25 protein-coding genes are annotated in these 25,531 nt (G+C 67.3%); 13 read left to right on the top strand and 12 right to left on the bottom strand.

Features of this window, described 5'->3' with window-relative positions:
- The first annotated feature begins 10 nt into the window (after positions 1 to 10).
- From EV645_RS22780 to EV645_RS22740, 9 genes are all read left to right on the top strand, one after another.
- Positions 11 to 412, top strand: coding sequence for a hypothetical protein (locus tag EV645_RS22780; protein WP_130445983.1), 402 nt, complete (start codon positions 11 to 13; stop codon positions 410 to 412).
- A gap of 317 nt (positions 413 to 729) precedes the next feature.
- Positions 730 to 1,497, top strand: a complete 768-nt coding sequence (locus EV645_RS22775) for a hypothetical protein (RefSeq protein WP_157997133.1) — start codon at positions 730 to 732, stop codon at positions 1,495 to 1,497.
- Positions 1,498 to 2,091: 594 nt separating this feature from the next.
- Positions 2,092 to 3,522: an extracellular solute-binding protein gene (locus EV645_RS22770; RefSeq protein WP_130445981.1), complete on the top strand. Its 1,431-nt coding sequence runs from the start codon at positions 2,092 to 2,094 to the stop codon at positions 3,520 to 3,522.
- Positions 3,522 to 4,430, top strand: a complete 909-nt coding sequence (locus EV645_RS22765) for a carbohydrate ABC transporter permease (RefSeq protein WP_130445980.1) — start codon at positions 3,522 to 3,524, stop codon at positions 4,428 to 4,430. Before EV645_RS22770 ends, EV645_RS22765 begins: the two co-directional genes overlap by 1 nt.
- Positions 4,427 to 5,269: a carbohydrate ABC transporter permease gene (locus EV645_RS22760; protein WP_130445979.1), complete on the top strand. Its 843-nt coding sequence runs from the start codon at positions 4,427 to 4,429 to the stop codon at positions 5,267 to 5,269. Before EV645_RS22765 ends, EV645_RS22760 begins: the two co-directional genes overlap by 4 nt.
- A complete protein-coding gene (locus EV645_RS22755) occupies positions 5,269 to 6,438 on the top strand; it encodes an ABC transporter ATP-binding protein (protein WP_130445978.1) in 1,170 nt (389 codons plus the stop codon). Before EV645_RS22760 ends, EV645_RS22755 begins: the two co-directional genes overlap by 1 nt.
- Positions 6,438 to 7,685: a CehA/McbA family metallohydrolase gene (locus EV645_RS22750; protein WP_130445977.1), complete on the top strand. Its 1,248-nt coding sequence runs from the start codon at positions 6,438 to 6,440 to the stop codon at positions 7,683 to 7,685. The genes EV645_RS22755 and EV645_RS22750 overlap by 1 nt, the downstream gene beginning before the upstream one ends.
- A gap of 24 nt (positions 7,686 to 7,709) precedes the next feature.
- Positions 7,710 to 8,120, top strand: a complete 411-nt coding sequence (locus EV645_RS22745; protein ID WP_130445976.1) for a hypothetical protein — start codon at positions 7,710 to 7,712, stop codon at positions 8,118 to 8,120.
- Positions 8,117 to 9,094, top strand: coding sequence for a phosphotransferase (locus EV645_RS22740; protein WP_157997132.1), 978 nt, complete (start codon positions 8,117 to 8,119; stop codon positions 9,092 to 9,094). The genes EV645_RS22745 and EV645_RS22740 overlap by 4 nt, the downstream gene beginning before the upstream one ends.
- Here EV645_RS22740 and EV645_RS22735 read toward each other — a convergent pair.
- From EV645_RS22735 to ssd, 8 genes are all read right to left on the bottom strand, one after another.
- On the bottom strand, positions 9,091 to 9,711 hold the full coding sequence (locus EV645_RS22735; protein ID WP_130445974.1) for a response regulator transcription factor: 621 nt from the start codon (positions 9,709 to 9,711) through the stop codon (positions 9,091 to 9,093). The genes EV645_RS22740 and EV645_RS22735 overlap by 4 nt on opposite strands.
- A gap of 183 nt (positions 9,712 to 9,894) precedes the next feature.
- On the bottom strand, positions 9,895 to 10,641 hold the full coding sequence (locus tag EV645_RS43415) for an Rv3654c family TadE-like protein (RefSeq protein WP_422386638.1): 747 nt from the start codon (positions 10,639 to 10,641) through the stop codon (positions 9,895 to 9,897).
- Positions 10,638 to 11,135, bottom strand: a complete 498-nt coding sequence (locus tag EV645_RS43410) for a TadE family type IV pilus minor pilin (RefSeq protein WP_130445973.1) — start codon at positions 11,133 to 11,135, stop codon at positions 10,638 to 10,640. Before EV645_RS43410 ends, EV645_RS43415 begins: the two co-directional genes overlap by 4 nt.
- A 69-nt stretch (positions 11,136 to 11,204) precedes the next feature.
- On the bottom strand, positions 11,205 to 11,453 hold the full coding sequence (locus EV645_RS22725; RefSeq protein WP_242000583.1) for a DUF4244 domain-containing protein: 249 nt from the start codon (positions 11,451 to 11,453) through the stop codon (positions 11,205 to 11,207).
- Between the two features lie 202 nt (positions 11,454 to 11,655).
- On the bottom strand, positions 11,656 to 12,372 hold the full coding sequence (locus EV645_RS42835; protein ID WP_242000582.1) for a type II secretion system F family protein: 717 nt from the start codon (positions 12,370 to 12,372) through the stop codon (positions 11,656 to 11,658).
- A complete protein-coding gene (locus tag EV645_RS22715; RefSeq protein ID WP_242000581.1) occupies positions 12,365 to 13,006 on the bottom strand; it encodes a type II secretion system F family protein in 642 nt (213 codons plus the stop codon). The genes EV645_RS42835 and EV645_RS22715 overlap by 8 nt, the downstream gene beginning before the upstream one ends.
- A 173-nt stretch (positions 13,007 to 13,179) precedes the next feature.
- The gene (locus EV645_RS22710; RefSeq protein ID WP_242000580.1) at positions 13,180 to 14,355 is read right to left on the bottom strand and encodes a TadA family conjugal transfer-associated ATPase; all 1,176 of its coding nucleotides are present in this window, start codon (positions 14,353 to 14,355) and stop codon (positions 13,180 to 13,182) included.
- A gap of 38 nt (positions 14,356 to 14,393) precedes the next feature.
- On the bottom strand, positions 14,394 to 15,470 hold the full coding sequence (gene ssd / locus EV645_RS22705; RefSeq protein WP_130445969.1) for a septum site-determining protein Ssd: 1,077 nt from the start codon (positions 15,468 to 15,470) through the stop codon (positions 14,394 to 14,396).
- Positions 15,471 to 15,675: 205 nt separating this feature from the next.
- On the opposite strand from ssd, the gene EV645_RS22700 reads away from it, so the two are divergent.
- Positions 15,676 to 17,424 carry a glycosyl hydrolase family 18 protein gene (locus EV645_RS22700; protein ID WP_130445968.1) on the top strand — a complete coding sequence of 583 codons (1,749 nt, stop codon included), beginning with the start codon at positions 15,676 to 15,678 and terminating at the stop codon, positions 17,422 to 17,424.
- Between the two features lie 30 nt (positions 17,425 to 17,454).
- The gene (locus EV645_RS22695; RefSeq protein ID WP_130445967.1) at positions 17,455 to 18,999 is read left to right on the top strand and encodes a cellulose binding domain-containing protein; all 1,545 of its coding nucleotides are present in this window, start codon (positions 17,455 to 17,457) and stop codon (positions 18,997 to 18,999) included.
- 35 nt (positions 19,000 to 19,034) lie between these two features.
- On the opposite strand, the gene EV645_RS22690 is transcribed toward EV645_RS22695, so the two are convergent.
- Together EV645_RS22690 and EV645_RS22685 are read right to left on the bottom strand one after the other, a co-directional pair.
- A complete protein-coding gene (locus tag EV645_RS22690; protein WP_130445966.1) occupies positions 19,035 to 19,838 on the bottom strand; it encodes an SGNH/GDSL hydrolase family protein in 804 nt (267 codons plus the stop codon).
- An 88-nt stretch (positions 19,839 to 19,926) separates the two neighbouring features.
- Positions 19,927 to 20,814, bottom strand: coding sequence for a LysR family transcriptional regulator (locus tag EV645_RS22685; RefSeq protein ID WP_130445965.1), 888 nt, complete (start codon positions 20,812 to 20,814; stop codon positions 19,927 to 19,929).
- A gap of 71 nt (positions 20,815 to 20,885) precedes the next feature.
- Here EV645_RS22685 and EV645_RS22680 point away from each other — a divergent pair, with 71 nt between their 5' ends.
- Both EV645_RS22680 and EV645_RS22675 read left to right on the top strand, forming a co-directional pair.
- Positions 20,886 to 22,106: an MFS transporter gene (locus EV645_RS22680; RefSeq protein WP_130445964.1), complete on the top strand. Its 1,221-nt coding sequence runs from the start codon at positions 20,886 to 20,888 to the stop codon at positions 22,104 to 22,106.
- Between the two features lie 4 nt (positions 22,107 to 22,110).
- Positions 22,111 to 22,560: an aminoacyl-tRNA deacylase gene (locus EV645_RS22675; protein WP_130445963.1), complete on the top strand. Its 450-nt coding sequence runs from the start codon at positions 22,111 to 22,113 to the stop codon at positions 22,558 to 22,560.
- 35 nt (positions 22,561 to 22,595) lie between these two features.
- On the opposite strand, the gene EV645_RS22670 is transcribed toward EV645_RS22675, so the two are convergent.
- On the bottom strand, positions 22,596 to 23,504 hold the full coding sequence (locus EV645_RS22670) for a helix-turn-helix transcriptional regulator (protein WP_130445962.1): 909 nt from the start codon (positions 23,502 to 23,504) through the stop codon (positions 22,596 to 22,598).
- Position 23,505: 1 nt separating this feature from the next.
- Positions 23,506 to 25,185: a chitinase gene (locus EV645_RS22665; RefSeq protein WP_130445961.1), complete on the bottom strand. Its 1,680-nt coding sequence runs from the start codon at positions 25,183 to 25,185 to the stop codon at positions 23,506 to 23,508.
- Positions 25,186 to 25,531: the final 346 nt, after the last annotated feature.

Raw genomic sequence — 25,531 nt, 5'->3', positions numbered from 1 at the left:
GCAGCTTGCCATGGCCGTCCTCGGAATTGTTCTGATCGCCCTCGCGGTGCTGTTCGGTCTGGGCGTCTCGGTCTCCTCGACCGCGTCCACCAACCTCGAGGTCTTCGGCGTCGACTTCGGCGTCTCGGTGCCGACCGTGTTCTTCCTCGGCGCCCTGACCGGCGCCGCGCTCATCGTCGGGCTCTGGCTGCTGAAGAAGGGTCTCGGCCGGGGCTACCGCCGGCGCAAGGAGATGCGTGAGCTGCGCGCCCAGGCGACGAGCACGCCGAGTGACACCGTCGGCGGCGAGATTACAGAGGGTGACGCAACTAAGCCCGCCCTCGAGACCACTGCGGATACGCCCGCGGACGAGCGTCTGGCCGCCGAGCAGGAGCTCGCGCCGGACCCCAGTGACACCAAACAACCGCACTGACCACTCCGTTGCCTACGGCATCAACTATCCCGTAGAACTACCGGAATATCACCGGATTGCCGTAAGATCTCGATCACCTCACAGCGGTCGCACAGCGACCCGGCAGCCCGATTTCGATGCCTTGCGCAACGAGATCGGGCTGGCAGTTAGTTGCCATTGGCATCAAGTTTCACGAGATCGCCATAACCTCCCCCGCCACACCTGTGCCTTACTTGTTGTGGCGTCAACGTCGCGCTGAGTCACTGCCGGCGTACCGGCTGCGCACGGGGTCCCGACGACCTGACGCCTGCGAGATAGCACGACCTCTGGAGGTTGTCTTGATCATCCGTAAGCTGTTCAGCCGCACCGGCGTAGCAGTCCTCGCGGTCAGCGTCGCACTCGCCACCGCCGTACCGGCCCAGGCCGCGAACCCCGTCTCCGGCGATTCGAAGACACCGGGCGTCACGGTGGGCGTGGCACAACAGATCGCCACCCGCTCCGACACGCGCTACTGCCTGACGTTCGTCGCGGCCGCCAAGGTCCCGATGGCGGTCATGATGGCGTGTGCTCCAGGCAAGGAGGGCAAGACCCAGGAGTGGATCTACACCGAGTCCGGCCAGCTGCAGGTCGCGATGAGCAAGAGCGTCGGTGGCGCCCTTGCCAAGACCGGAGCCTGCCTGGACAGCGGTGCGGACCTGGCGAAGGTTCCGGCCTCCGCGCCACTGCTGGTTCTGCCCTGCCGCAACGGCGACGGGCAGAAGTGGAGCTATGACGAGAGCGCGGGCACGTTCGTGAACGCCGCCAGCGGTCTCGCCCTGACGTCCATGCTTGGCAAGGGGAAGGCCAAGCAGGCACAACCGACCGGCAGCTTCAGCAGTGCCGGCACGCCGATCCAGGCCTGGGCCGGGCTCCCGGTGCCGAGCCTGGACATCCTGGGCGCCGTGCTGGCGCTCGTGAACGCGCTGCTGTCGTCGCTGGGCCTGGCCCTGCCGCTGCCGATCGCGGGCGCGGCAGCCAGCCTGCTGTCGCTGCTGCAGCCGCAGCTGCCGATCCCGGCCCAGATGACGGTGCTGCCGAAGCAGATGATGGAGCTGGCGCAGAGCTGACCTGAGGAGGTTCCAGCCAGACAGACGGCCGGCCCCGACATGATGTCGGGGCCGGCCGTTTTCTCACTCCTTCGGATCGACGTGAGCATTCAGTTGTCTCTGGTGAATCGAACGACGGTTGCTCGGTGCTCGGGGATGACTTCGGGATTCCCCGCTGCTTGCGCGTCAGCGGGAGCCCGGCGTCGTCGTCACCGTTCGGCCGTCAGGTCCGCAGCCGTCACCAGGCGGCCGCGGTCACCACCAACACCAGTGATGGCAGTGATCAAGCAGGTCGTCGAGAAGGCAAGCAACTCCGTGGAGCAGTCCCATGTCTGTCACCTCCGATCCACTGAACCGGTCGGCAAGACAGTAGCTCCGATCCTCACGCTCTGTATCTAGGCAACTACCTGTTGCCACAGAACCTTGAGCATCCTTTAACTCTTCCGCAATGCGTACCGCGGAATCCCGGCTTGACAGCGGCCACTTGGTTGCCTACAGCACCGGTCAACGTTCACCCCGGGTTGGGAAAAAGTCTTCACATAGTCGTTTGAGAGTGACAATCTTTGACCGGCATGTCACTGGCGCTGTCGCCGCCCACCTTCGCTAGGAGCCCTGATGCGATCTCTCTCGCGGTTCACCACCGCCGGCGTCCTCGGCGCCGCCGCCCTTGCGCTGCTCACCGGATGCCTCGGATCGTCGTCCGACTCGGGCAGCAGCGGCCAGGACGCGAACCGGAACGCCGACGCCAAGAAGGTCGAGCTGACCATCGGCTCGAACTCGGTCAAGGGCGGTAAGAGCAGCGCGGGGGCGACCTTCCTCGAGGACGTGCTGATCCCGAAGTTCGTCGCTGACCAGAAGGGCAAGGGCGTCGACGTCACGGTCAAGTTCCAGGGTGACGGCTCCGACGACGAGGTCTACAAGCAGAAGCTGTCCCTCGACCTGTCGAACAAGTCCGGACCGGACCTGTTCCAGATCGACGGCATCTGGGTCGGCGAGTTCGCGCAGGCCGGCTACATCAAGCCGCTCACCGACACCGTCGGCGACGCCGCCAAGGTGAACGACTGGGACGGCTGGAAGCAGATCCCCGAGTCGGTCCAGGCACTCGGCAGCTTCAACGGCCAGCGGTACGGCGTACCGGGCGGCACCGACGGCCGGGTGCTCTACTTCAACAAGAAGCTGTTCCAGCAGGCCGGACTGCCCGCCGACTGGCAGCCGAAGTCGTGGGACGACATCATCTCGGCCGGCCAGGCGCTGAAGAAGCTGCCCGGCGTGACACCGATCCAGATCAACGCCGGTACGGCGATGGGCGAAGCCACCACCATGCAGGGCGTACTGCCGCTGCTGGTCGGCACCGGCGCGACCGTCAACACCGACGGCAAGTGGCTGGGCAACACCCCGCAACTGCGCCAGGTGCTGGACTTCTACCACCAGATCTACAGCACCGGTCTGGGCGACCCCGTGCTGCAGAAGGAGGCCAAGGGCCGGGACAAGTCGTTCGCCGAGTTCGCCGCGAACAAGATCGGCATCCTGGGCGAGAGCGACTACTTCTGGCGCAGCGTGGTCGAGCCCAAGGAGGGCGTCGCCAAGATGGCCGACCGCGACACCGCGGTGGGCTGGGCGCTGATCCCGGCGATGAAGCCGGGCTCCGGCGTGAAGAGCCAGGACTTCGTCTCGATGTCCGGCGGCGGCGCGACCGTCATCAACCCGAACACGAAGTTCCCGCAGCAGGCGTGGGAGCTGCTGCAGTTCATGAACTCCGCCGAGATGGTGAAGGCGTCGCTCGACGGAGCCGCCAAGATCACGCAGCGGTCTGACGTGAACAGCGAAGTACTGGCGAGCGACCCGATGCTGAGCTTCATCGCCGACAAGGTTCTGCCGATCACGCAGTTCCGTCCGGGTCTGGCGGAGTACCCGAAGATCTCGGCGGCGCTGCAGCAGGCGACCGCGGACGTGGTGGCCGGCAAGAGCACGGACGCCGCGGCATCGGCGTACCAGAAGGCGGTCGAGACCGCGGCCGGCGGCAAGGACAAGGTCACCAGTAACTGATGGCTTCCGCATCTGCTCCCGCGCGGGGACGTGCTCCCGCGCGGGATGTCGCGGGGCTCGGCGTCGGCCGCGCCCTCGGTTTTGTCGCGCCCGCGTTCCTGCTGATCGGCGCATTCCTGATCTTCCCCGCGGTCTGGACGATCTACATCGGCATCACGAACTACCGGCTGACCGGCGTCGAGGCCGTGTCGCCGTCGATCGTGGGGTTGTCGAACTACACCAAGGCCTTGAACGACGCGCTGTTCCACAACGCGTTGTGGCTGACGTTGGTGTTCGTCCTCGGTTCGGCGATCATCGGGCAGAACATCCTCGGCTTCACGCTGGCCTGGATCATGCGGCGTACGCGTCCCGCCGTACGCCGTACCGTCGAGGCCTTCGTCCTGCTCGCGTGGATCCTGCCGTCGACGGTGGTCGCGTACCTGTGGGTCGCGTTCTACGACCGGGACGGCGGGACTTTGAACGGTCTGCTGGGCACACAGGGAACCGCCTGGCTGATCGACTACCCGATGGCCTGCCTCGTGGTTTTCAACACGTGGCGCGGTACAGCGTTCTCGATGATGCTCTACTCGTCCGCGTTGCAGGCCGTCCCGCCGTCGCAGCTCGAGTCGGCGCGCATGGTCGGCGCCTCGGGCTGGCAGACGCTGCGGGACGTGGTGTTCCCGCACATCCGCGGACATGTGCTGACGAACACGCTGCTGATCTCGCTGTGGACGGCGAACGACTTCTCGCCGTTCCTGCTCACCAAGGGCGGGCCGAACCACGAGTCCGAGACGGTGCCGGTGTACATCTACAACGTCGCGCTGCAGGGCGGTGAGCTCGGGTACTCGTCGGCGATCTCGTTCCTGCTGCTGATCGCGAACCTGCTGGTCTCACTGGTGTACCTGCGACTACTGCGGAGGCGCTCATGAGCACGCGGTCGTTGCCGCCGACGCCCGCCTATGTCCTGCGGCGGATCGGGTTCTACGTGCTGATCTGCGCGATCACGCTGTTCTTCGCCGTACCGATGCTGTGGATCGCGTCGGCGCCGTTCGACGCCTCGCCGGGTCTCGGCGTGCATTGGCCGGACTGGACGCTGGAGAACTTCCGGAAGACGCTCGAGCATCCGTACGCGATGCACTCGATGGTCAACTCACTGCTGATCTGCGTGACGACGGCTGTTGCCGTGACCGCGTTTGCCGCGCTGGCGTCGTACGCCCTGTCGCGGGTGCGCATCCCTGGTCGGGACGCGTTGCTCTACGGGTTGCTGCTGCTGTCGTCGGTGGTCACCGGTACGGCTGCGATGGTGCCGATCTTCGTGATGATGTTCCAGCTCGGGCTGATCGACTCGCGGTTCGGGGTCGCGCTGGTGATGACCGGCGGGTTGTTGCCGGCGGCAATCTTCATCCTGAAGGACTTCGTCGACGCGGTACCGAAGTCCTACGAGGAGTCGGCGCGGGTCTTCGGCGCGTCGACCGGCCAGATCCTGCGCGACGTCGTACTCCCGGTCGCACGGCCCGGGCTCGCGACGATCATGGTCTGGGCGTTCGTCAACTCCTGGGGCAACTTCCTGGTGCCCTTCCTGCTGATCCGGTCGATCGACAAGCAGCCCGGTGCGGTGCTGATGCAGACCCTCACCGACGAAGGCGGCAGCGTGAACCTGCAGGTGCTGCCGGTGTTCTCGCTGCTGTTCTCGATCCCGGTCGTCGTGCTTTATCTGTTGGTGAACTCGCGATACGGGTTCCGCTTCCATGGAGGGATCAAGAGCTGATGGCGGGCATCGACATCGAAGGCCTCGCAACCGTCTACCCGAACGGCGTCCGCGCCGTCGACGGGCTGGACCTGCACGTGGCCGACGGCGAGTTCTTCGCCCTCCTCGGCCCGTCCGGCTGCGGCAAGACGACGCTGCTCCGGACGATCGCCGGCCTGGAGGCGGCGAGCGAGGGCACGGTCCGGATCGACTCGGTCGATGTGACGCGGGTCGAGCCGGGCAAGCGCGGAGTCGCGATGGTCTTCCAGGACTACGCGCTCTTCCCCCACATGAACGTCTCCGAGAACATCACCTACCCCTTGAAGGTACGCCGGGTTGCCGCCGCGACCCGCTCTGAGGTTGCGTCGCACACCGCGGGCGAACTGTCCTTGCAGGGTTTGCTGGAGCGCAAGCCCGCGCAGCTGTCCGGCGGCCAGCAGCAGCGTGTCGCTCTGGCCCGCGCTATCGCATCCAAGGGCAAGGTGTTGCTGCTGGACGAGCCGCTGTCGAACCTCGACGCCCGGCTCCGCCTCGAAGCCCGCACCTTCTTGAAGAAGCTCCAACGCGACCTCGGCATCACCACGGTCTTCGTCACCCACGACCAGGCCGAAGCCCTCGCCCTCGCCGACCGCATCGCCGTCATGGACTCCGGCAAGCTCCGCCAGCTGGGATCGCCACGCGAGGTCTTCGCCCGCCCTACCAACACCTTCGTAGCCAACTTCATAGGCTCAACCCCGATGAACCTCCTCCCAGGCAAGGTCGCCGCATCGTCCGGAGTGGAAGGCGCCCCGCGCCCGACCGACACCACCTCGAGCCAGAACGGCTCGGCCGCCTCCAGTGCTGCCGTCGGCCTGGTCTCGGTGGCGGGCGGATCGTTGCCCGCAGCCACCTTCTCCACGCCGGTCGGCGCCGAGGTCACCGTCGGCATCCGGCCGGAGTACCTCACCGTCGCCTCGGGTGACGTCACCGGACCAGCCCTCCGCGGCATTGTCGTCGTCGCGGAGAACCTCGGCACCCAGTCGCTGGTCACCGTCGACTGCGACGGCACCCTCGTCGGCGTCACCGTCCCCGAAGAAACCGAACCCGCCCCAGGCACCGCAGTAGCCCTCACCGCCCCCGCCACCCGAGTCCTCCTCTACGACCACGACTCCGGCGAACTCCTAGCCCGCCAACCCGCCCCGGTCGCCTGATGGCTGTCACGTCGTACCGTCGGCGCTGGACGTTGGACGACCGGGCCGAGTCCCCCTGGCACTCGCTTCCCGTCGACATCCCGGCCGACTGTCCCGGCCTCCTCGTCACGCTCACGATCCCGCCGGTCGAAGGCGCCGTCATCGACATCGGCTGCGAAGGCGCGGCCGGCTGGCGTGGCTGGTCCGGCGGCGCCCGCCAAACCTTCGCCATCACCCCCGAGGCCGCCACTCCCGGCTACCTCCCAGGCGAGCTCGAACCAGGCACCTGGTGGATCGTCCTCGGCCTCCACCGCATCCCGCTCGAAGGCGTCGAACTCCTCGTCGAAGCCACCACCGGCCCCGTCGCCACCATCCCCGGCCTGAACGAGTACGCCGACGCGACCGCGGCCATCGCAGTACCGCCGCGACCACCACGCCGTACCCTCCCGGCATCCTCCGGCCTCAAGTGGATCGCAGGCGACTTCCACGCGCACTCGCTCCACTCCGACGGCTCCACCCCAGTCGCCAACCTCGCGGCACTCGGGGTGTCGGCCGGTCTCGACGTACTCGCAGTCACCGACCACAACACCGTCGCCCACCACACCGAACTCCCGTCACTCAGCAACCGCTTCGGCATCGGCCTCATCCCCGGCCAGGAAGTCACCACCGACACCGGCCACGCCAACGCGTTCGGCGAGATCGGCGCGATCGACTTCCGCCGCCCCGCCGCCACCTGGGTATCCGAGGTCGCCCGCCGCGGCGGCCTCCTCTCGATCAACCACCCCCTCGGCGGCGACTGCGCCTGGCGCCACCCGCTCCCCGAACACCCGGCCTTGGCCGAAATCTGGCACTCCTCCTGGCTCGACCACACCTGGGGCGGCCCCGTCGCCTGGTGGCAGGCCTGGGGCCTCGAAGGCACCACCCCCATCGGCGGCAGCGACTGGCACAACCCCACCTCATTCACCCCACCAGGCAGCCCCACCACCTGGATCGCCGTAGACGCCGACGCCGAAGGCCCCAACGAACTCCCCGCCGCCACCCTAGAAGCCCTATCCTCCGGCCGAACCGCCATCTCCTGGTCCTACACCTCCCCCGTCCTACTCCGAGCCGACGACGAACTGATCGCCGTGGACGCCCCCAACACCCTCGTAATAGCCCCCGACGGCACCCGCCACCCCATCCGTTCGTCCGTCGAACGCATCTCCGCGACGCCTGGCCCCCACATCCTCGTCACCCACACTGGCGAGTTCCTCTCGACATGCACCTGACCCGCTGTCCTGCAGACTGACCTCATGACGAGCGAGCGGCCCCAGGTGATCGTGGTAGATGCTGCGAATGTGGTCGGCTCCCGCCCCGACGGCTGGTGGCGCGATCGCTCCGGCGCAGCTCGACGTCTCCTCACGAAGCTCGCCGTACTCCAGCAACGCCTGCAAGACACGACCGACATCGTCGTGATCCTCGAAGGCGCCGCCCGAGCCGCCGTCACCGGCCCCGACGCTCCCGACACCGGCACTCTGCGCGTCGTACTCGCCCCAGGCTCCGGCGACGACACCATCGCCGCCGTCACCGCCGAGGCCGCGGCCCAACCCCACAACCCTGAGATCACCGTGGTCACCGCCGACCGCGGCCTCCGCCAGCGCACAGACCCCACCGGCGCCACCGCCGTCGGCCCCCGCTGGCTCCTGGACCAACTCGAGTCGTGACGCACGCGGCGGAATCCATCGGCAAGGCCTTCGGACTCGGCCGGTCCATCGAGCCTCTGACGCCGGTCCAGCACACCAGCTTCGAGACCTGGCGTCTTCGAACAGCCTCAGCCGACTATCTCGTCAAACGGCTGTGGGGCCTCGACGACCCACCATGGTGGACCCACATCGAGCAGGGCATGGCGCTGGAAGCGGCCGCACTCGCGCAAGGCCTGCCAATCGCCCGGCCGGTCGAACCGCGGGCTCCGGCCTTCGGATATGCGGCCCGGGTGCACGAGTTCGGCACTGTTCGCCTGTACGACTGGATCGAGCACCGCACGCTCACACCTGCCGACGACGTGGCAGCGTGGCTCGGACGGGTCGCTGCGCGGTTACACGGGCTGATGCCGCTGCCCGGCGTACAGCCCGAATGGCGTTGGTGGGGAGTCTTCCCGCGCGACCGCTGGGAGGAGTGGGTCGCTCTCGGCCGAAGCCAGGCCAAGCCGTGGGCAGCTGCACTCGGCGACAAGGTCGGCTTCTTCTATGAGCTGGGCCAGTCGATCCAAGCCGCGTTCACCACAGCCGGCGACCAGGTACTGAGCCACGGCGACCTCGAGACGTACAACGTCCTGGTCTCAGCCGAAGGCCCCGTCCTGATCGACTGGGAGAGCGTGGCCTGCGAAAGCGCCACCCTGGAAATCTCCCGCGCCGCGCTGAGTTTCGGCGGTGATGACCCTGCCCGGATCTGCCGCATCCTCCAGGAGTACATCGACTCCGGCGGCGCGCTGGCCCCGACCGGCGACGACCTGTTCGTCCGCAAAGTCTCGCTCCACCTGTGCCACCTCGCCGAACGCCTCGACGTCGAAGTGGGCAAAGAACCCGCACCAGGCTGGACGCAAGGCCAAGACCTGGCCGCCCTGATCAGCCAAGACCTCCACACGTTCCCCCAGACCGTGCGCCACCTCCGCGACCTCGCCACAACCTGCCGCGGCTAGTCGAGAAGCCAGCCGTTTTGTTCGGCTAGTTGGATGGCGTCGGAGCGGGTGCGGGCTCCGGTTTTGCCTATTGCGGACCAGAGGCGGGTGCGTACGACGCGCTCGGAGACCTGGAGTTTGCGGGCCATCAGGGCTACGGAGCCGCCTTCGCGGGCGGCGCGCAGGGTGTCGGTCTCGTTCTGGTCGAGTGGGGTTTCGGAGTACTGCAGCGTCTCAGCGGCTAGGTTGGCGTCGACTACGCGAAGGCCTAGGTGCACGCGGCGTACGGCGTCTGCGAGTTGGGGCGCTGGGCAGCCCTTCAGCGCGAAGCCTTTGGCGCCGGCATCTAGGCCGCGGCGGAGGTGCACTGGCCGACCGTAGGTGGTGAGCATGACTACGCGGCATTCCGGCATCGACGTACGGAGCTTGGTGGTGACAGTGATGCTGTGGTTCCCCGGTCCGCCCGCGTCGAGTAGCGCGACGTTGGCGCGGTGCCGTTTCGCCGCGCCTACGACGTCGTCGGTTCTGTTGAGCTCGGCAACGATCTCCAGATCGCGCTCGCGCTCCAGACCGCTGCGGAGCAAGCCTCGGCTGAGGATCTGGTCGTCAACCAGCAACAGCCGAATCCGGTCGGGCAAGCGTGCCTCCGAGGTAACCGTCCGGGCGTCGGGGAAGTACGTCCGGGAAGATGAGTTGGACTCGGTTCCAGATCATGGAGCGCGGCAACACGAGTAGTCCACATCAACGCGGCATCTCTACCAGATTGCGACCAGATCGCGACCACACCAGAACCAGGCTCAAGTTTGCCGGGTGGGGTGGCGTCAGAGTTGACCGGCCCGGGCAGTTGCGCTGAGGGTCGGATGGGCCAGCGGGAGATCGAGCTCGAGTGATACCTCCACGGTCACATCGTCGGTGGTCGCGTTGCAGTTGGTGAGGTGCACCTTGTTGAGGATCGCAATGCGGGCGGCGGTTTCGCACGGCGTGGCGGGTGGGATGGCGGGTGCGGTGACGGTCGGCTGTTGATCGGCGATTGACGGGTGCGTAGCTCGAAGTCGCTGCGTGGTCAGGGATGTGTCGGTGTGCGCGGAGGAGATGATGAGTGATGAGGCGGCAGGTGCAGCCCCGGTCGTCGGCAGGGGCTCTGATGGGGACTCCGAGCCCGCGGACGGGACCAGCCTGGCGGCCGGTGTGGAGGCCGGACTCGGGGCAGAGGCCGAGGTCGGCGCAGAGGCCCGGGTCGGCGCAGAGGCCCGGGTCGGCGCAGACGCTGGGGTCGGCGCAGACGCTGGGGTCGGCGCAGACGCTGGGGTCGGCGCAGACGCTGGGGTCGGGGCGGAGGCTGGGGTCGGGGCGGAGGCTGGGGTCGGGGCGGAGTCGTTTGTCGGTTGGGTGGCTGGTGTGGCTAGGGATTGGGCGGCGCTTAGGGCGGTTAGGTCTGCGGCGATGGCGAGTTTGTGGCGGGCGGTGGAGATGGTGGACCAGAGGATGGCTGCGGCTAGGGCTGTTGTGAGGAGTACGGCGGCTACGAGGGTGTGGATGGTGGCGCTGCCTCGCTCCGAGTGGGTCATGGGGTCGTCTCAGGTTCGGCTTGGAGGGTGGCGGTTGCTGTTAGGCGGGTGGGAGTTAGGAGGGTGAGAAGTGGAGGGGTGTGGGTTGGGGTTGCAGTGACGGTTACGTGGATGTCTGAGGACTCGCGGGTGATGGTGATCGTGCCGGTGGGGATGGTGCGGTGGCCGATGGCTTTTGCTTGATCGGGTGGTTCGCCTCGGGCTACTGCGCGGGCTACGTCTCGGGCTGCGTCGATGCATCGGATGTTGAGTACGACGAGACCGATGGACCAGATGCCTAGTAAGAGCAGGGAGAACAGGACGGGGAGTGCGATTGCCAGCTCGGCTGTCACCGCGCCTCGGTCGCTGCGGTGCCAACTCTTGGTGCCGCGGGAGCAGGTGGTGCGGTTGGCGCGGGTGGTGCCATCGGAGCAGGTGGTCGGGCTGGAGCCCGGGGTGGGATGGAGGCCGTTGGGATCGTCTGTGGGGCTGGCGTGGGGGACCGGGCGGGACATTGGAGGGCTCCTTGGGGTGGCGACCGGTCGGGGAGGGGTGGGCCGACCGGTCGCCTGATTGTGGAGTGGTTAGAGGTGGACGCCTTCGACGCCGGCGATCTTCAGGGCGTAGTTGATGAGGGCTTTCAGGGCGTTCTGCATTACGGGGGATTTGAGGAGGGCTACCAAGATGCCGCCCAGGCCGCAGGCGGCGACGATCGTGACGGCGTACTCGGCGGTTGCGGCGCCGCGTTCTGTGCGGGTGCGGAGGCCTCGGAGGGTGCGCGAGCGGACGCGGCGGAGTGTGCGGGCGCGGCGGTGCTCGCGGGTGTTGGGCACGTGCTCTGGAGTACGGGAGTCGGAGTGAGTGGCTTGGGGGTCGTGGGGGTTTGGAGCGTCGAAGGCGTGGGTGGGATGGAGGTGGTTGCTTAGGGCTACTACTGGGGTGGGCATTCGATATCTCCTGGGATTCGGCTGGGTTGCTTGCTGAGAACATGCCGTTGTTGGGTGGGTTTTTCTTGAGGACTTTTGGGGTTGTGGATTACGGGGTCAGGACGTACGGGATCAGGGAGTCGGCGATGGTGGGGACTATGGAGAGGAAGACGAAGGCTGGAAGGAAGCAGAGGCCTAGGGGGAGGGCGGCTCGGGATTCGGTGGCTCTTGCTTGTTGGTCGGCGGTGTGGTGGTGGGAGCGGCGGGTTTCGTCCGCCAGGTGTTCGAGGGTTTTGGACAGTGGGGCGCCGGAGCGGAGCGAGCGGGTGATGGCTCGGGCCATGGGGGCGCAGGCGGGCTCGGCGCGTAGGTGAGCCCAGGCGGTGGCTGGGTCGGCGCCGAGGGCAAGGTGGTGGGCGATCTTCGTGAAGAGGTCGGCCAGGGGACCGGGGAGGGCTTCGGCTACGAGGGCTAGTGCGTGTTGGGGTGGGCGGCCGACTCGGAGGCAGGCGGTTAGTAGGTCGATGGCTAGTGGGAGGTCGCGGGCCAGTTGGGTGTTGCGTTGTTTGGTGGCGGCTGGTTCCAGGCGGGCGAGGGCTCGCGGGACGGCGTACAGGGCGATGGCTGCTGGGATCGCGCCCCAGGGAAAGCCGATGAGGAGTAGGGCGCCTAGGGCTGTGGTGGCTGCGACTAGGCGGTGGTGGGGTGGGGTTCGGGGGCCGCCGCGGGGTTGAGGGCGGGTTAGGCGGCGGAGGTTAGGGCGGGGCGGGAGCGCGAGATAGGTGCTTAGGGCAACTGCCGTTGCGGCGGTCAAGGCTTCAGACATGCGGAGCTTCGGGTCGTGAGAGGCGGGTGGTCCAGTGGAGGCCTGCGGTAGTGAGGGCCAGGCCTGCTGCTAGGCAGAGCCAGCCGGGTGGAGTGGCGGTGAGGAAGGTGAGGGGATGGGCGCCCAGTGCATAGCCGAGGGCTATGCCGAAGGCGGGGAGGATGGCGAGGATTCGGGCGGTGGAGCGGGCGCCGGCGAGGCTGGATTCTGTTTGGCGGTGGATGGCTTCGTCAGCTCGGAGGGAGTTGGCGAGGCGTTCGGTGAGGGCGGCGAAGGCAGCGCCGGACTCCTCGGTGACTCGCCAGGCGGCGGCCAGAGCTCGGAGACTGGTGGCGCCCGGCTTGGTTGATGCTCGGATCAGGGCGGTGGGGACGTCGGCGCCGAGCTTGGCTGCGGCGTGAGCTACTTCTAGGTCTGGGCTGATGGAAGCTGCACCTTCTAGGGCAGCGATGGGCGGGCGGCCGGCGGAAAGGTCGGCTGCTAGTACGTCCAGGGCTTCGATGATGTTGGTGCGGCGGGCGGCTGTGGATTTCTGGTGCTGGTGTTGGGCTCGCTGGTTGGCGATCAGGATCAGTACGGCAGTGATGGCGAAGATTGAGACGAGGGCTTGAGGGCCGAGGATCGCTGTGGCCAAAGCGGTTGGAGGGGCCAGGAGAACCGCTCGGGTTAGCCGGATTCGTAGAGGGCTGCGAGTGAGGTTGGGGCGCTTGCCAGTGTGGGTTTGCAGGCGATGGAGGGCTGCGGCTGGCGGTGGAAGCGCGAGCGTGCAGGTCAGGAGGGTCAGGGCGGCGGCGAGGAAGGCTGGGGTCATGCCGCATCCACCGCAGTCGCGGGGAGCTTGGTGAAGAGGTCGGCGGGTGGGTGGAGGGTGAGGGTGTTGTCGGGGTGGAAGGTGACGGCGGGGTGGGTGGTTGGAGGGCCGTTGGGATGAGCGGTGAAGGTGTGGATCTCGGCTATTCGGCGGTGGCCGGTGGGGGTTCGGGTCAGGTGGATCACAGCGTGTAGGGCTGAGGTGATTTGGCTGTGGATGGCTTCTCGGGTGAGCCCGGCCAGGGCACCGAGCGCTTCGAGACGAGCAGGCACGTCGGCGGCCGAGTTCGCGTGGATGGTGCCGCAGCCGCCTTCGTGGCCGGTGTTCAACGCGATCAAGAGGTCTACGACTTCGGGTCCGCGGACCTCGCCTACTACCAAACGGTCTGGACGCATGCGGAGGGCCTGGCGGACCAGGTCTCGGAGGGAGATCTCTCCGGTGCCTTCTACGTTGGGCGGGCGGGCTTCCAGGCGGACTACGTGTGGGTGGTCGGGTCGGAGCTCGCTGGCGTCTTCTACCAGCACCAGGCGTTCGGACGGGTCGGCCAAGGAGAGCAGGGAGCTGAGGAGGGTTGTCTTTCCGGTGCCGGTGCCGCCGCTGATGAGGAACGCCAGGCGAGAGCCGAGGAGGTCGCGGAGGATTGTCACACCGGCTCGCGGGAGTGCACCGGCGGCTACGAGGTCGTCGAGGGTGAAGACCTTGCGGGAGGGGACGCGGAGCGACAGGCAGGTGCCTGGGGCGGCGATCGGGGCGAGTACGGCGTGGAAGCGGGTGCCGTCGGAGAGGCGGACGTCGACGTACGGCGTGGAGTCGTCGAGGCGGCGGCCGGCTGCGGCGGCGAGCCTGGTGGCCAGGCGGCGGATGGCGGGTTCGTCGCCGGTGCGGATGGCTACGAACTCGAGGCCTCTGCCGCGGTCGATGTAGACCTCGTCGGGCCCGTTCACGAGGATGTCGGTTACGCCTGGCTCGGCCAGGAGGCTGTCGAGTGGGCCGGCGCCCAGAGCTTCGCGGCGGAGGGCCGTGACGACGGCGAGGACCATGGCGTCGCCGCAGATGGTGCCGTCGGCGCGGAGGGCTGCCGCTACCTGGACAGGTGTGGGCTCTGCGCCGGTGACCGCCAGCGTGCCGCGGACGCGGTCGAGCAGGTCGGCGGGGACGACTGCGGTAGTCACAGAATCACCAACTCGGATAGGTAGGACGGGGGCTGCGCTCATGCCGCTGCCGGGTCGGCCAGGTCGAAGAGGTTCAAGAGGGTGGTGGCGGCTCGGCCTAGAGGGCTTCGGGGACTGGGGGTAAAGCGGCCCTGATCCATAGCGGCTGGGAGGGTGCGGTCGATGCCCAGTTTTGTTGCTAAGGGCAAGGAGAGATGGGTGGAGACGTCAGCAGGTGACAGGGCGGGGCGGGTGCTGCGGGCTACTACGCGGAGGTCGCCGGCGACGGAGCGGAGAGGGCCGGAGAGGCGCTTCGCGGCCGCGACAGAGCGGACGTCGCAGGGGACGACGAGGAGGGTCGCGGTGGAGCGGATGAAACCTTCCTCGACAGTCGGATCGGCCCGGCGCGGTAGATCCAGGACGACGAGGTCGTTGCTGCGTTGGGCGGCGCCGATGACCGAGCTCATGGTGTCCGGGGGAAGCACGGTGACGTCGGACTGATCCCAGGACAGTACGGCGAGGCCGTCGACGGATGGCAGCGCAGAGCGAAGGGCCGCTGCACTGACGCGACCCGAAGCGTTCAACAACTTCGGCCAGCGGTCGCCGGGATCGCGTTCGATGCCTAGGGCAAGCTCTATGCCGCCGCCGAGTGGATCGCCGTCGATGAGCATCGTCCGGAATCCGCGCCGATTGCCAAGAACCGCGACCGCAGCGGCGAGCGTGGTGGCTCCCGCTCCCCCGCAGCCGCCGACGAAGGCCAGCGTGACGGCCTTGCGATTCACACCGTCCAGGGCGTCGGCCAGTTTGCCGGCGAGCAAGGACTCGTCGTCAGGCAGCCGGCACACCACATCAGCGCCAACATCGAAGGCGCAGCGGTAGAGGTCGTCGCCGTCGAGGGCCGAGCCGACCACGACGACTCCTGGTCGTTGGGCCGGCTGGAGGCGGGCCAACGGCTCGGCCAGGTCGCGGCCGATCACAACCAGCGAGCAGGTCTGCCAGTTGCGCCGGAGGCCGTGCAGGTCCGGCTCGACCAGGGGCGTGACAGAAGCGGCCGCAGCCAACCGCAACAGATCGTCGAGCAGGGCTTCGTTGGTAGTTGCCATGAGCACCGAGGTGGTTGGTGATTTCGTGTCCATGCCAAGAAGATGCCGTTGTTCGGCCCGCTTCGGGCACGCGAGTGGAATCCCTGTGGACAAAGCATTGTCGGGTTTCCGTCAGCAGCGGGAACCCGCCACGACGAGGCGGCGACCAACTAGCCGGGAACGGTTACGGTTCCTTTCGAAGCGTCTTTAACTAAATTTCACCGGACCGCTTCCGTCCCATCGCTCCGGAGGATCTCTGATGAGTCGATTACGCATGCTTGCCGCCACCTCAGCTGTCGCGGCCACCGCTCTGCTCACCGCCGCCGGCGTCTCGCTCGCCGGCCAGGACGCCACCACCGCCAACGCCGCGACCACAGCGCAGGCGTCCAGCGGCGGCGTCAAGACGGCGTACTTCACCCAGTGGGGTATCTACGCCAACGGCTTCTACCCCAAGAACCTGATCACGACCGGCGCGGCCGGCAAGCTGGACTTCCTGAACTACGCGTTCGCGAACATCGATCCGACGAACCACACCTGCTTCATGGCCAACAAGGCCGCTTCGCAGGACGAGAACAACCCGAACGCCGGCGACGGTGCGGGTGACGCGTTCGCGGACTACGGCAAGTCGTACGGCGCGGACATCAGCGTCGACGGAGTCGGAGACGTGTGGAACCAGCCGATCCAGGGCAACTTCAACCAGCTCAAGAAGCTCAAGGCGAAGTACCCGAACCTGAAGATCCTGATCTCGATCGGCGGCTGGACCTACTCGAAGTACTTCTCCGACGCCGCCTCCACCGACGCCAAGCGCAAGGCGTTGGTGAGCTCCTGCGTGAACATGTTCCTCAAGGGCGACCTGCCGGTCATCGACGGGTTCGGCGGCGCTGGTTCTGCAGCAGGCATCTTCGACGGTGTCGACATCGACTGGGAGTACCCGGGCTCGCCGAACGGTCACGTCGGCAACCACTACAGCGCTGCCGACAAGCAGAACTTCACGTTGTTGCTGGCCGAGTTCCGCAGCCAGCTCAATGCGTACGGCAGCCAGACCGGCAAGCGGTACTACCTGACCGCCGCCACTCCGGCCGGCCAGGACAAGATCGCGACGATCGAGACCAACAAGATCGGCCAGTACCTCGACTACAACAACGTGATGACGTACGACATGCACGGCGGCTGGGAAGCCACCGGGCCGACGAACTTCCAGGACCCGCTCTACACAGCGCCGAACGACCCGAGCAACCCGATCCCACCGGGTCAGGGCAAGTACTCCGTCGACGCTGCGGTGAAGGCGTGGACGACCGGCGACTCGGCGTACGGCATCCCCGGTGGGTTCCCGGCGAACAAGCTGAGCATCGGATACCCCTTCTATTACAGGGGATGGAAGGGTGTGCCGGCCACAGCCAACGGCAAGTACCAGACCGCGACCGGACCGGCCGACGGACATGCGCTGAGCGGCAACGTGCCAGGTGTCTCGTTCTACAAGGAGCTCACCGGCTTCGTCGACAACCCGTCATCGACGTACTTCGACGACGCGACGAAGTCCTCGTGGTTCTACAGCAACGGCACGTTCTGGTCCGGTGACAACGCCCGGTCGATCAAGGCCAAGGCCGATTACCAGCACTGCAACGGTCTGGCCGGCGCGATGATGTACTCCCTCGAGGCACTCGACCCGGGCGTGACCCTGTTCAACAACGTGGTCGACTCGGTCAACGCCGACACCGCCGGCTGCAGCGGCCCTCCGACGACGCCTCCCACCACCCCGCCGACCACCCCGCCGACCACCCCGCCGACCACGCCGCCGACCACGCCACCCACAACTCCCCCGACCACGCCTCCCACCACCCCGCCGACGACGCCGCCCACATCGGCCACTCCGTGGGCGCCGAACACGACGTACGCAACAGGTGCGCTGGTGACCTACAACGGCGTCACCTACAGGTGCATCCAGGGCCACACATCCCTGACCGGCTGGGAGCCGCCGAACGTCCCCGCACTCTGGGGCCAGGTCTGATCACGTACCGCCCCAACTGATCGGAGCATCATGAAACGACGTATCACCCTGGCGATAGCGGCCATCTCGGCCGTGGTCATCGCTCTGCTGACCGCACAGGCGGCCAGCGCGGCAGGAGTCTCTGCCACCTTCACCAAAGTGTCCGACTGGGGCAGCGGCTTCGAGGGCAAGGTGACTGTCACCAACGGCACCACCAGCTCCCTCAGCACCTGGTCGGTCGCGCTCGACTTCCCGTCCGGGTACACCGTCACCAGCACCTGGGACGCCAACCACACCAGCAGCGGACAGACCCACACGTTCACCCCGCCGAGCTGGGCCGGACCGCTCGCGCCCGGCGCAAGCGTCAGCTTCGGCTTCAACGGCAGCCCGGGCAACTTCGCCGGCGTCGCGTCCTGCCGGTTGAACGGCGGCTCCTGCTCGGGCGGCGGTGGCGGCACCGCACCAGGTGCACCCACAGGCCTCTCGGGTACGGCGTCAGGCACGTCGGTCAACTTGTCCTGGTCCGCGTCATCAGGCGCCACGAGCTACAACGTGTACCGCAACGGCTCGAAAGTCGGCTCGCCCAGCGGCACGCCCTACACGGACTCCGGGCTCAGCGCGAACACGTCGTACTCGTACCAGGTGAGCGCATCCAACAGCGCCGGTGAGGGACCGAAGAGCAACTCCGTCTCGGTCACCACAGGCACCGGTGGCGGCAACACCGGCACCAAGCAGGCCGCGCCGTACCTCTACATGGGCTGGGGTGACCCGCCGAGCCCGTCGACCGTGATGAACGCCACTGGGATCAAGTGGTTCACCATGGCGTTCGTCCTGTCCGGCGGCGGCTGCAGCCCGGCCTGGGACAGCACCCGGCCGCTCCAAGGCGGTGCCGATGCCAGCGCGATCGCGGCGATCCGGGCCGGTGGCGGTGACGTCGTACCGTCGTTCGGCGGCTGGAGCGGCAACAAGCTCGGCCCGAACTGCAGCACTCCCGAGGCGCTGGCCGGTGCGTACCAGCAGGTCATCAACGCCTACAACCTGAAGGCGATCGACATCGACATCGAGAACTCCGACGAGTTCGAGAACGAGGCCGTGCAGGACCGCATCCTGACCGCGCTCAAGATCGTCAAGCAGAACAACCCGGGTATCCAGACCATCGTCACGTTCGGTACGTCGACGACCGGTCCGACGTACTACGGCAACCGGCTGATCGACCAGTCCAAGGCACTCGGCGCGAACATCGACATCTTCACGCTGATGCCGTTCGACTTCGGCAGCTCGAACATCTACAACGACACGGTCGGCGCGTCCCAGGGCCTGAACAACAAGCTCAAGTCCACCTTCGGCTGGTCCACCGCGGAGGCGTACGCGCACCAGGGCATCTCCGGCATGAACGGTCTGTCCGACCAGCAGGAGATGACGACGACCGCGACCTGGCAGAACATCACCAACTGGGCCAAGAGCAACGGGCTCGGCCGGCTGGCGTTCTGGTCGGTCAACCGCGACCGCGGTTGCGCCGGCGGCGGTGTGGTGTCGAACTGCAGCGGCATCGCCCAGGGCGACTGGGACTTCACCCGCATCACCGCGGGCTTCTGAGACAGGGTCCGGCTGGGTGCGGCGACGAGCCGCGCTCAGCCGGCCTTGATCGCTTCGATGATCAGGCCGTTGCGGGCGTTCCGCCCGAGCGGGATCGACGGGTGCAGGCCGTCGCGGAGATAGCGGGCCAGCCGGTTCGGGCTGGACGCCAGGTGCTCGGCCCAATGAATGATGCGCAGGTTCTCGTGCTGGCGCGCCGCCTCGGCGAGCTGCAGGTTGATCCACGCGCTGTTGCGCTGGTCGGCGACCTTGATCTCCGGGATGAACGCGGTGCGGGCGGCCTGGACGTTGACCCAGTAGACGGTCCGCTCCGGGCCGGCGATCTGCATGGTCCGGTCGACCTGCGCGGCGACCGCGGGCGGCGTGAAGATGTCGTTGGAGCCGACCGACATCAGGATCCGGTGCGGCAGGCCGTAGTCCTGGGCCCAGGTGTCCAGCGCGTCGACCGCGGGGGTCACCGGGCGACCGGCCCAGTTGTGCACAGCGGTCATGATGCCGAGCTGGGCCAACTGGCGGGCCAGCGCCGGTCCGTCCTGGACGCCGATGCTGTCGCCGAACATGAACACGCCGTCGTTCTCACGCGTCCGGCGGATCTGCGCCTCGTTCGAGATCGCACGGGCCTGGCGCTCCCAGGCGCCAAGCACACCGGAGCCGTAGTTGCCCAGATAGGCCAGTCCGGTCGCGCCGTCGGTCTCTGACTGCGGGGAGACCGGGACCGCCTCAGCCGCAGAGGCTGCGGAGGTCGCAGACGCCGCCGCAACCGTCGACGCAGCCGCCGCCGTCCCAGCTGCGAACAGCAGCCGGCGACTCGGTCGGAACGAACCCAGGCGCTTCCTCACGCAGGAAAGAGTGCGGTGGAAAGGCCTCTCACTGCAAGTCGACACCTGGAAAATTGGACGAACGCTACGGAAGTCGTTGTCATAACAGTCAGCTGGACGTGACCTTCCGGGATCGGACGAACGTCCGGAAACGCTCCGCTGCAGGCGTCAGCGGCGTACTCAGCCGCCACGCCATCCCGATCTCCCGACGGGCCTGTACGCCGGCCAGCGGGACAGACACCGCGCCGCTGTCGTTCCCGCGGACCGCACCGGCCGGCAGGATCGCCACGCCGAGGCCCGCACCGACCAGGCTGTCGATCGTGGCGAGGTCGGTCGCCTGGAACGCGAACCGCGGAGTGAACCCCGCGGCCTGGCACAACCGGTCCGTCACCCGCTGGAAGCCGAAGCCGGGCTGCAGAGCGACGAACGGCTCGTCCCGGACCTCTTCCAGCTCGACCCGATGCCGAGAAGCCAGAGCGTGCCCGGGCGGCACGTGCAGGCACAGCCGCTGCCGCTCCAGCAGATGCCAGCCGAAGTGCTCGGGGTCCGGCCGGGGCGCGATGATCGCGATCTCGGCCTCACCGGTCTCGAGGTCCTGGACGATGTCGTGCGCCGGCTCCTGCCGCAGCGCGAACTCGATATTTGGCGCGTCCGCGCGGAACGCCTTCAGCAGGTCCGGCATCAGACTGGTCGCGACCGAGTGCAGGAACGCCAGCCGCACAGTCCCGGACTCCGGGTCGACGAGCGCATCAATGCGCCGACGAGCGGTGTCGACCGCAGCCGTCCCGGCTCGCGCGGCCTCGAGCACGAGCCGGCCGTACGGATTCAGCCGCACGCCGCGGCGTTCCCGCTCGAACAACGCCACCCCGAACGCTCGCTCGACCCGCTGCAGCGACCGGGACAGATTCGGCTGGCTGGTCCCCAGCGCAGCCGCCGCCTCGGTCAGGTGCTCGGTCTCCGCGAGTACGGCGAACCACCGCAGATCCTCGACATGCATACTGAAATCGTATCGATTTCTGCTGAGATTGACATTTTACGTATCGCTCCACGCGTGCGACCGTCGAAGACATGCACCAGTCCGTTGCCCGCCAGACCGGGTACCTGCCCGGAGACCCGGAGTACCGCAAGCTCTCCGTCGCACTGTTCGCGGCCGGACTGGCCACGTTTGCTCTCCTCTACAGCACGCAGCCGCTGCTCCCCCAGCTCGTCGACGCCTTCCATGTCTCCCCCAGCCAGAGCGCGTTCAGCGTGTCGTTCGCCACGTTCGGACTGGGTCTCGCGCTGCTGGTCGCCGGTCCGGCGTCCGAGGTTCTCGGCCGTACCAATCTGATGCGCTGGTCGGTCGCCGCAACGACGGCGTTCGCACTGCTCAGCGCGTTCGCTCCGACGTGGCACGCGTTGCTGGCGCTGCGGGGTCTGCAGGGAATCGCTATGGCCGGTCTGCCAGCTGTGGCGATGGCGTATCTGCGCGAGGAGGTGCACCAGGACAGTCACGCACGAGCCAGCGGCCTCTACATCGCGGGTACTGCGGTTGGCGGCATGGCTGGGCGCCTCATCGCGGGAGGTTTGTCGGACCTCGGCGGTTGGCGGTTCGCGACCGCTGGGATCGCCGCGGTCGGCGTACTCTGCGCTGCGGTCGTCTGGCTGCTCCTCCCCGCGTCGCGGAACTTCCGCCCAAGCCCGGCCCCTCGCCGACGCGACCTGTTCTCCATCCAGGTGCTCAAAGATCCGGCCCTGCTAGCGCTCTACGGCATCGCCGCCACAGCTGTAGGTGCGTTCGTCGCCGTTTACAACGGAGCGGTCTTCCGACTGTCCGGCTCGCCTTACCACCTGAGCGCTGGGGCAGCAGGGCTGGTCTTCTGTGTCTATCTGCTCGGATCGGCCGGCTCAGCGACGGCAGGGACGCTCGCCGACCGCTATGGGCGACGGGCAGTCGTGCCGATCGGGTGTCTGATCACTCTGGCCGGAGTAGCCATCACGCTCGCCGCTCCACTGCCGCTGATCGTGCTGGGGCTGGCTGTGATGACAGCCGGGTTCTTCGCCGTGCACGGAGTAGCCAGCGGCTGGGTGCCGGCTCGAGCGCACGCAAGCGGCGTCGGAACTGGACAGGCCTCCAGCATGTACCTCTTCTCCTTCTACCTCGGGTCCTCAGTCTTCGGCGGCCTCGCAGGTACGGCGTGGAGCCGCGCGGCGTGGACTGGTGTCGCAGCCGAGGCAGGGGCGCTGTTCGTCGTGACGTTCATCCTGGCCGTCCTGCTCAAGAACGTCCCGAGCAAGGTGCAAAACTAGCCAGGTGACTAAGGCGACGGATGCGGCTGACCAGTTGGGGCTCACCTATGAGGTGACCAGGCACGGCCGGGTGAACTCGTTGGAGGAGGCCGCGGCGGCGCGGGGTATCGAGCCGGCCCGGTTGATCAAGACGATCGTCGTGCGGCTGTCGGACGACGACTACCGGTTCATCCTGGTGCCAGGTGACCGCGAGATCGCGTGGCCGAAGCTGCGGGCGCTGCTCGGCGTGAACCGGATCTCGATGCCGGACAAGGACACTGCGTTCGACGTCACCGGCTACGTCCGCGGCACGATCACGCCGCTCGGCAGCACGCACGCCTGGCCGGTGATCGCGGACGAGCGGATCACCGGCACCATCTCCATCGGCGGCGGGGACCACGGCGTCGGCATCACCGTGGACGCCCAAGCGCTTGCCAAGGCTCTGAACGCAACGGTGGCCGACGTCACGGACTAGGTCCTCTCTGGTGGTGCAGCGCCACCAGACAGGGCCTAGACGAGCAGACCGCGTTGCCCGGCGCGGAGGCCGGCCTGGAAGCGAGTGGTGGCGTCCAGCGCCTTGAGAATGCGCTGCATTCGGCGTTCTACGGTTCGTTGAGCGACTCCCAGTCGGCGGGCTATGGCTTGGTCTGTCAGGCCGGCCGCAGCCAGCGACAGGAGCTGCTGGTCGTCAGACGTCAGCGGCCCTTCGGAGACCGCCGGCGTCAATGGACTCGCCTGCTGCCACAAGAGGTCGAAGAGACGAAGCAGTGCGTCCAGCAGGCTGGAAGGACCCAGCTCAACGACCACATCGGATGACGTCGGGAGCAGAGCAGTCCGACGGTCGATGACGATCAGTTTGAGCGGTACGTCGCGCAGCATCCGGCAGGAACCCGACGATCGGGCCGCAATCAGATCGCCCGGCTCCGACAACGACGCCATGTCGTAGATCGTTCGGTACCTCACACCATGCGCCCGACGGGGCTCCACGGCGTACGGCATGCGATCCAGCACGAGTACTTCGTCCTGCGCACACTGCTGCGCTTGGTAGAACCGCTGCGCGAGCGCCTCGGCGCCCCGGATGACCGTGAACGCATCCGGCTGCCGGAACTCGGCGGTCAGCACCGAAGCGCCGAGCCGGGCCTCGACGATCGCGGCCTGCTTCCTCAGCGCGAGCAGCTCGACCGCAGCATCCGGTACTGCAGGTACGTAGCGGGCCGGACGGCCCGGCGTACGGGACGCCAGGCCGAGCGACAGCAGGGACCGTAGATGCCGGCCGACCCGGTTGGCGGGCCAGTCGACGAACGTGGTCAGGTCAGTGGCTGTGGACTCCGGTCGGGCCAGAAGCGCCCGGTAGAGCTGCTCGTCCTCCGAGCAGACACCGAGCGCCTCAAGCACCGGAGCCGGTCGATAGCTGTGCATATCAGGGCAGCGAGTGCACGTGGCTGCCGACCTGGTTCGCGAACTGGTTGCCGTTCGCCGCGTCCCAGTTGGTCGACCAGGTCATCGCTCCACGCAGCGAGGGCCACGGGGAGCTCGGCCGGTAGTTGCCGCAGCCGGTGCCCTTGGTCAGGCAGTCCAGAGCGTTGTTGACGACGGTCGGCGACACGTACCCGCTACCCGCCGCCCGCGACGACGCCGGCAGACCGAGTCCGACCTGGTCGGGACGCAGTCCGCCCTGCAGCATGATGCAGGCCTGGGCAGTGATGAAGTCGACCGAGCCCTGCGAGTAGACCTGTCCGTCGCAGCCGTTCATCGAGCCGGAGTTGTAGTACTGCACGTTGACGATGGTCAGGATGTCCTTGATCGCCAGCGCCAGCTTGAAGTACTCGAACGACGTGCTCTGCATGTCGATCGTCTGCGGCGCCATCGTGATCACCAGTCCGCTGCCGAACTGGCTCTGCAGGCTACGCAGCGCCTGACCCATGTACTGCGCGTTGACCCCGTTCTCCAGGTCGATGTCGATCCCGTCGAACCCATAGGTGCGTAGCACCGACAGAGCACTGGATGCGAAGTTGGACGCCGCTGTGGGATCAGCAACCGAGATGGTGCCGTTCTGGCCGCCGACGGACAGGATGACCTTCTTACCGGCTGCCTGCTTCGCCGCGATGTCGGCCTTGAACTGCGCGACCGTATAACCACCGAGCCCAGCACTGTCCAGGTTGAAGGTGATGGCACCCGGCCGGGACGAGTCGGCGTCAGCGAAGGCCACTGCGATCAGGTCGTACGCCGCCGGCACGTCAGAGATCTTCTGCACCGTCGCGCCGTTGTTGAAGTTCTGCCAGTACCCGGTGAGCACGTGGGCCGGCAGGTTGTCGACGGGCGGGTTGGTGCCACCGTCCGACGTCGTGCCCGACACGGTTGCGCCGTACGGCGAGCAGTTGCCACTCGGGTCACACGCGCGCACCTTGAACGAGTAGGTCGTCGAAGCGGTCAGACCAGTAGCGGTCCAGCTGGTGACGTTTCCGACGCTCTGGGCTGCTCCGGTCCCGCGGACCACGTCGTAGTGGTCGGTCCCGTTCGCGTCGGAGGCAGCAGACCAGTTGAGCTTCAGCGAGCTCGAGGTCGGGCTGCCGACCGTCAGACCACCTGGCGTCGACGGCGCCGTGGTGTCCTGCGTACCACCGGGACCATCCAGTACGACGTCGTCGGCCTGGTACGCCGGGAGCGCGTACCAGCTGTGAACGTAGATCGTCACCGAGGTCGCCGAGGCGCTCGTGGTGAACGGGACGGTCAACTGGCTCCAGCCGGACGAAGTTGTCCACGTACTGGGACCACCGTCCACGCCGAGGTAGACATTCGATCCCTTGACCCACGCCGACAGCGTGTACGCCGTATTGGGCTGTACCGCTATCGACTGCGAGCACTTGGCGATGTCGCTCCCGCTCGGGGTCGCCTGGAGGGCGTACGAGCCGGAGTGCGGGGCGGTCGTCGTGACGCCGCCGGCCGGACACGACCAGCCCGACAGCGTGCCGGACTCGAAGCCGGCGTTCGTGACGAGATTGGTAGCCGCGGAGGCGGAACCGGGGGCCAGGAAGGCCATGAGTACGGCGAGCAGGCTGATGATGACCGCTGCCTGGGGGCGGTACGCAGGCGGTTTCATGTTCTACAACCTGTGACCAGGCAATTACATTGTCAAGACCCTGCATAAAGTGGGAACGCTCTCACGCCCAGAAAAGCGAGAATCTTTACGCTTACTTGGCTGAACGGAGAAAGGCGACGGCCCCCGGCGGGGGGGGTGACCGGGGGCCGTCTTCGGCCACGGGCTCGGGGGGAGGAGCCGGGGGCCGTTCAGGAGGCGACAGTCTGCCACTGTCAGGGGGTATGTACCCCCCAAGACCGGGCCTCACACATCTCAGTTCAATTTCGACTGATCGTCTGTTGCCCGGGCGCTGGCAGCACCCGAACGGGCGCTTCCGGCCAGTGTCACTGTCACACTGCTCATCAGT

It is taken from the genome of Kribbella rubisoli (assembly GCF_004217145.1).
GTDB lineage: Bacteria > Actinomycetota > Actinomycetes > Propionibacteriales > Kribbellaceae > Kribbella > Kribbella rubisoli.
Note: the sequence above shows the minus strand (reverse complement) of the source record. Positions and strands in the feature narration are given on the sequence as shown.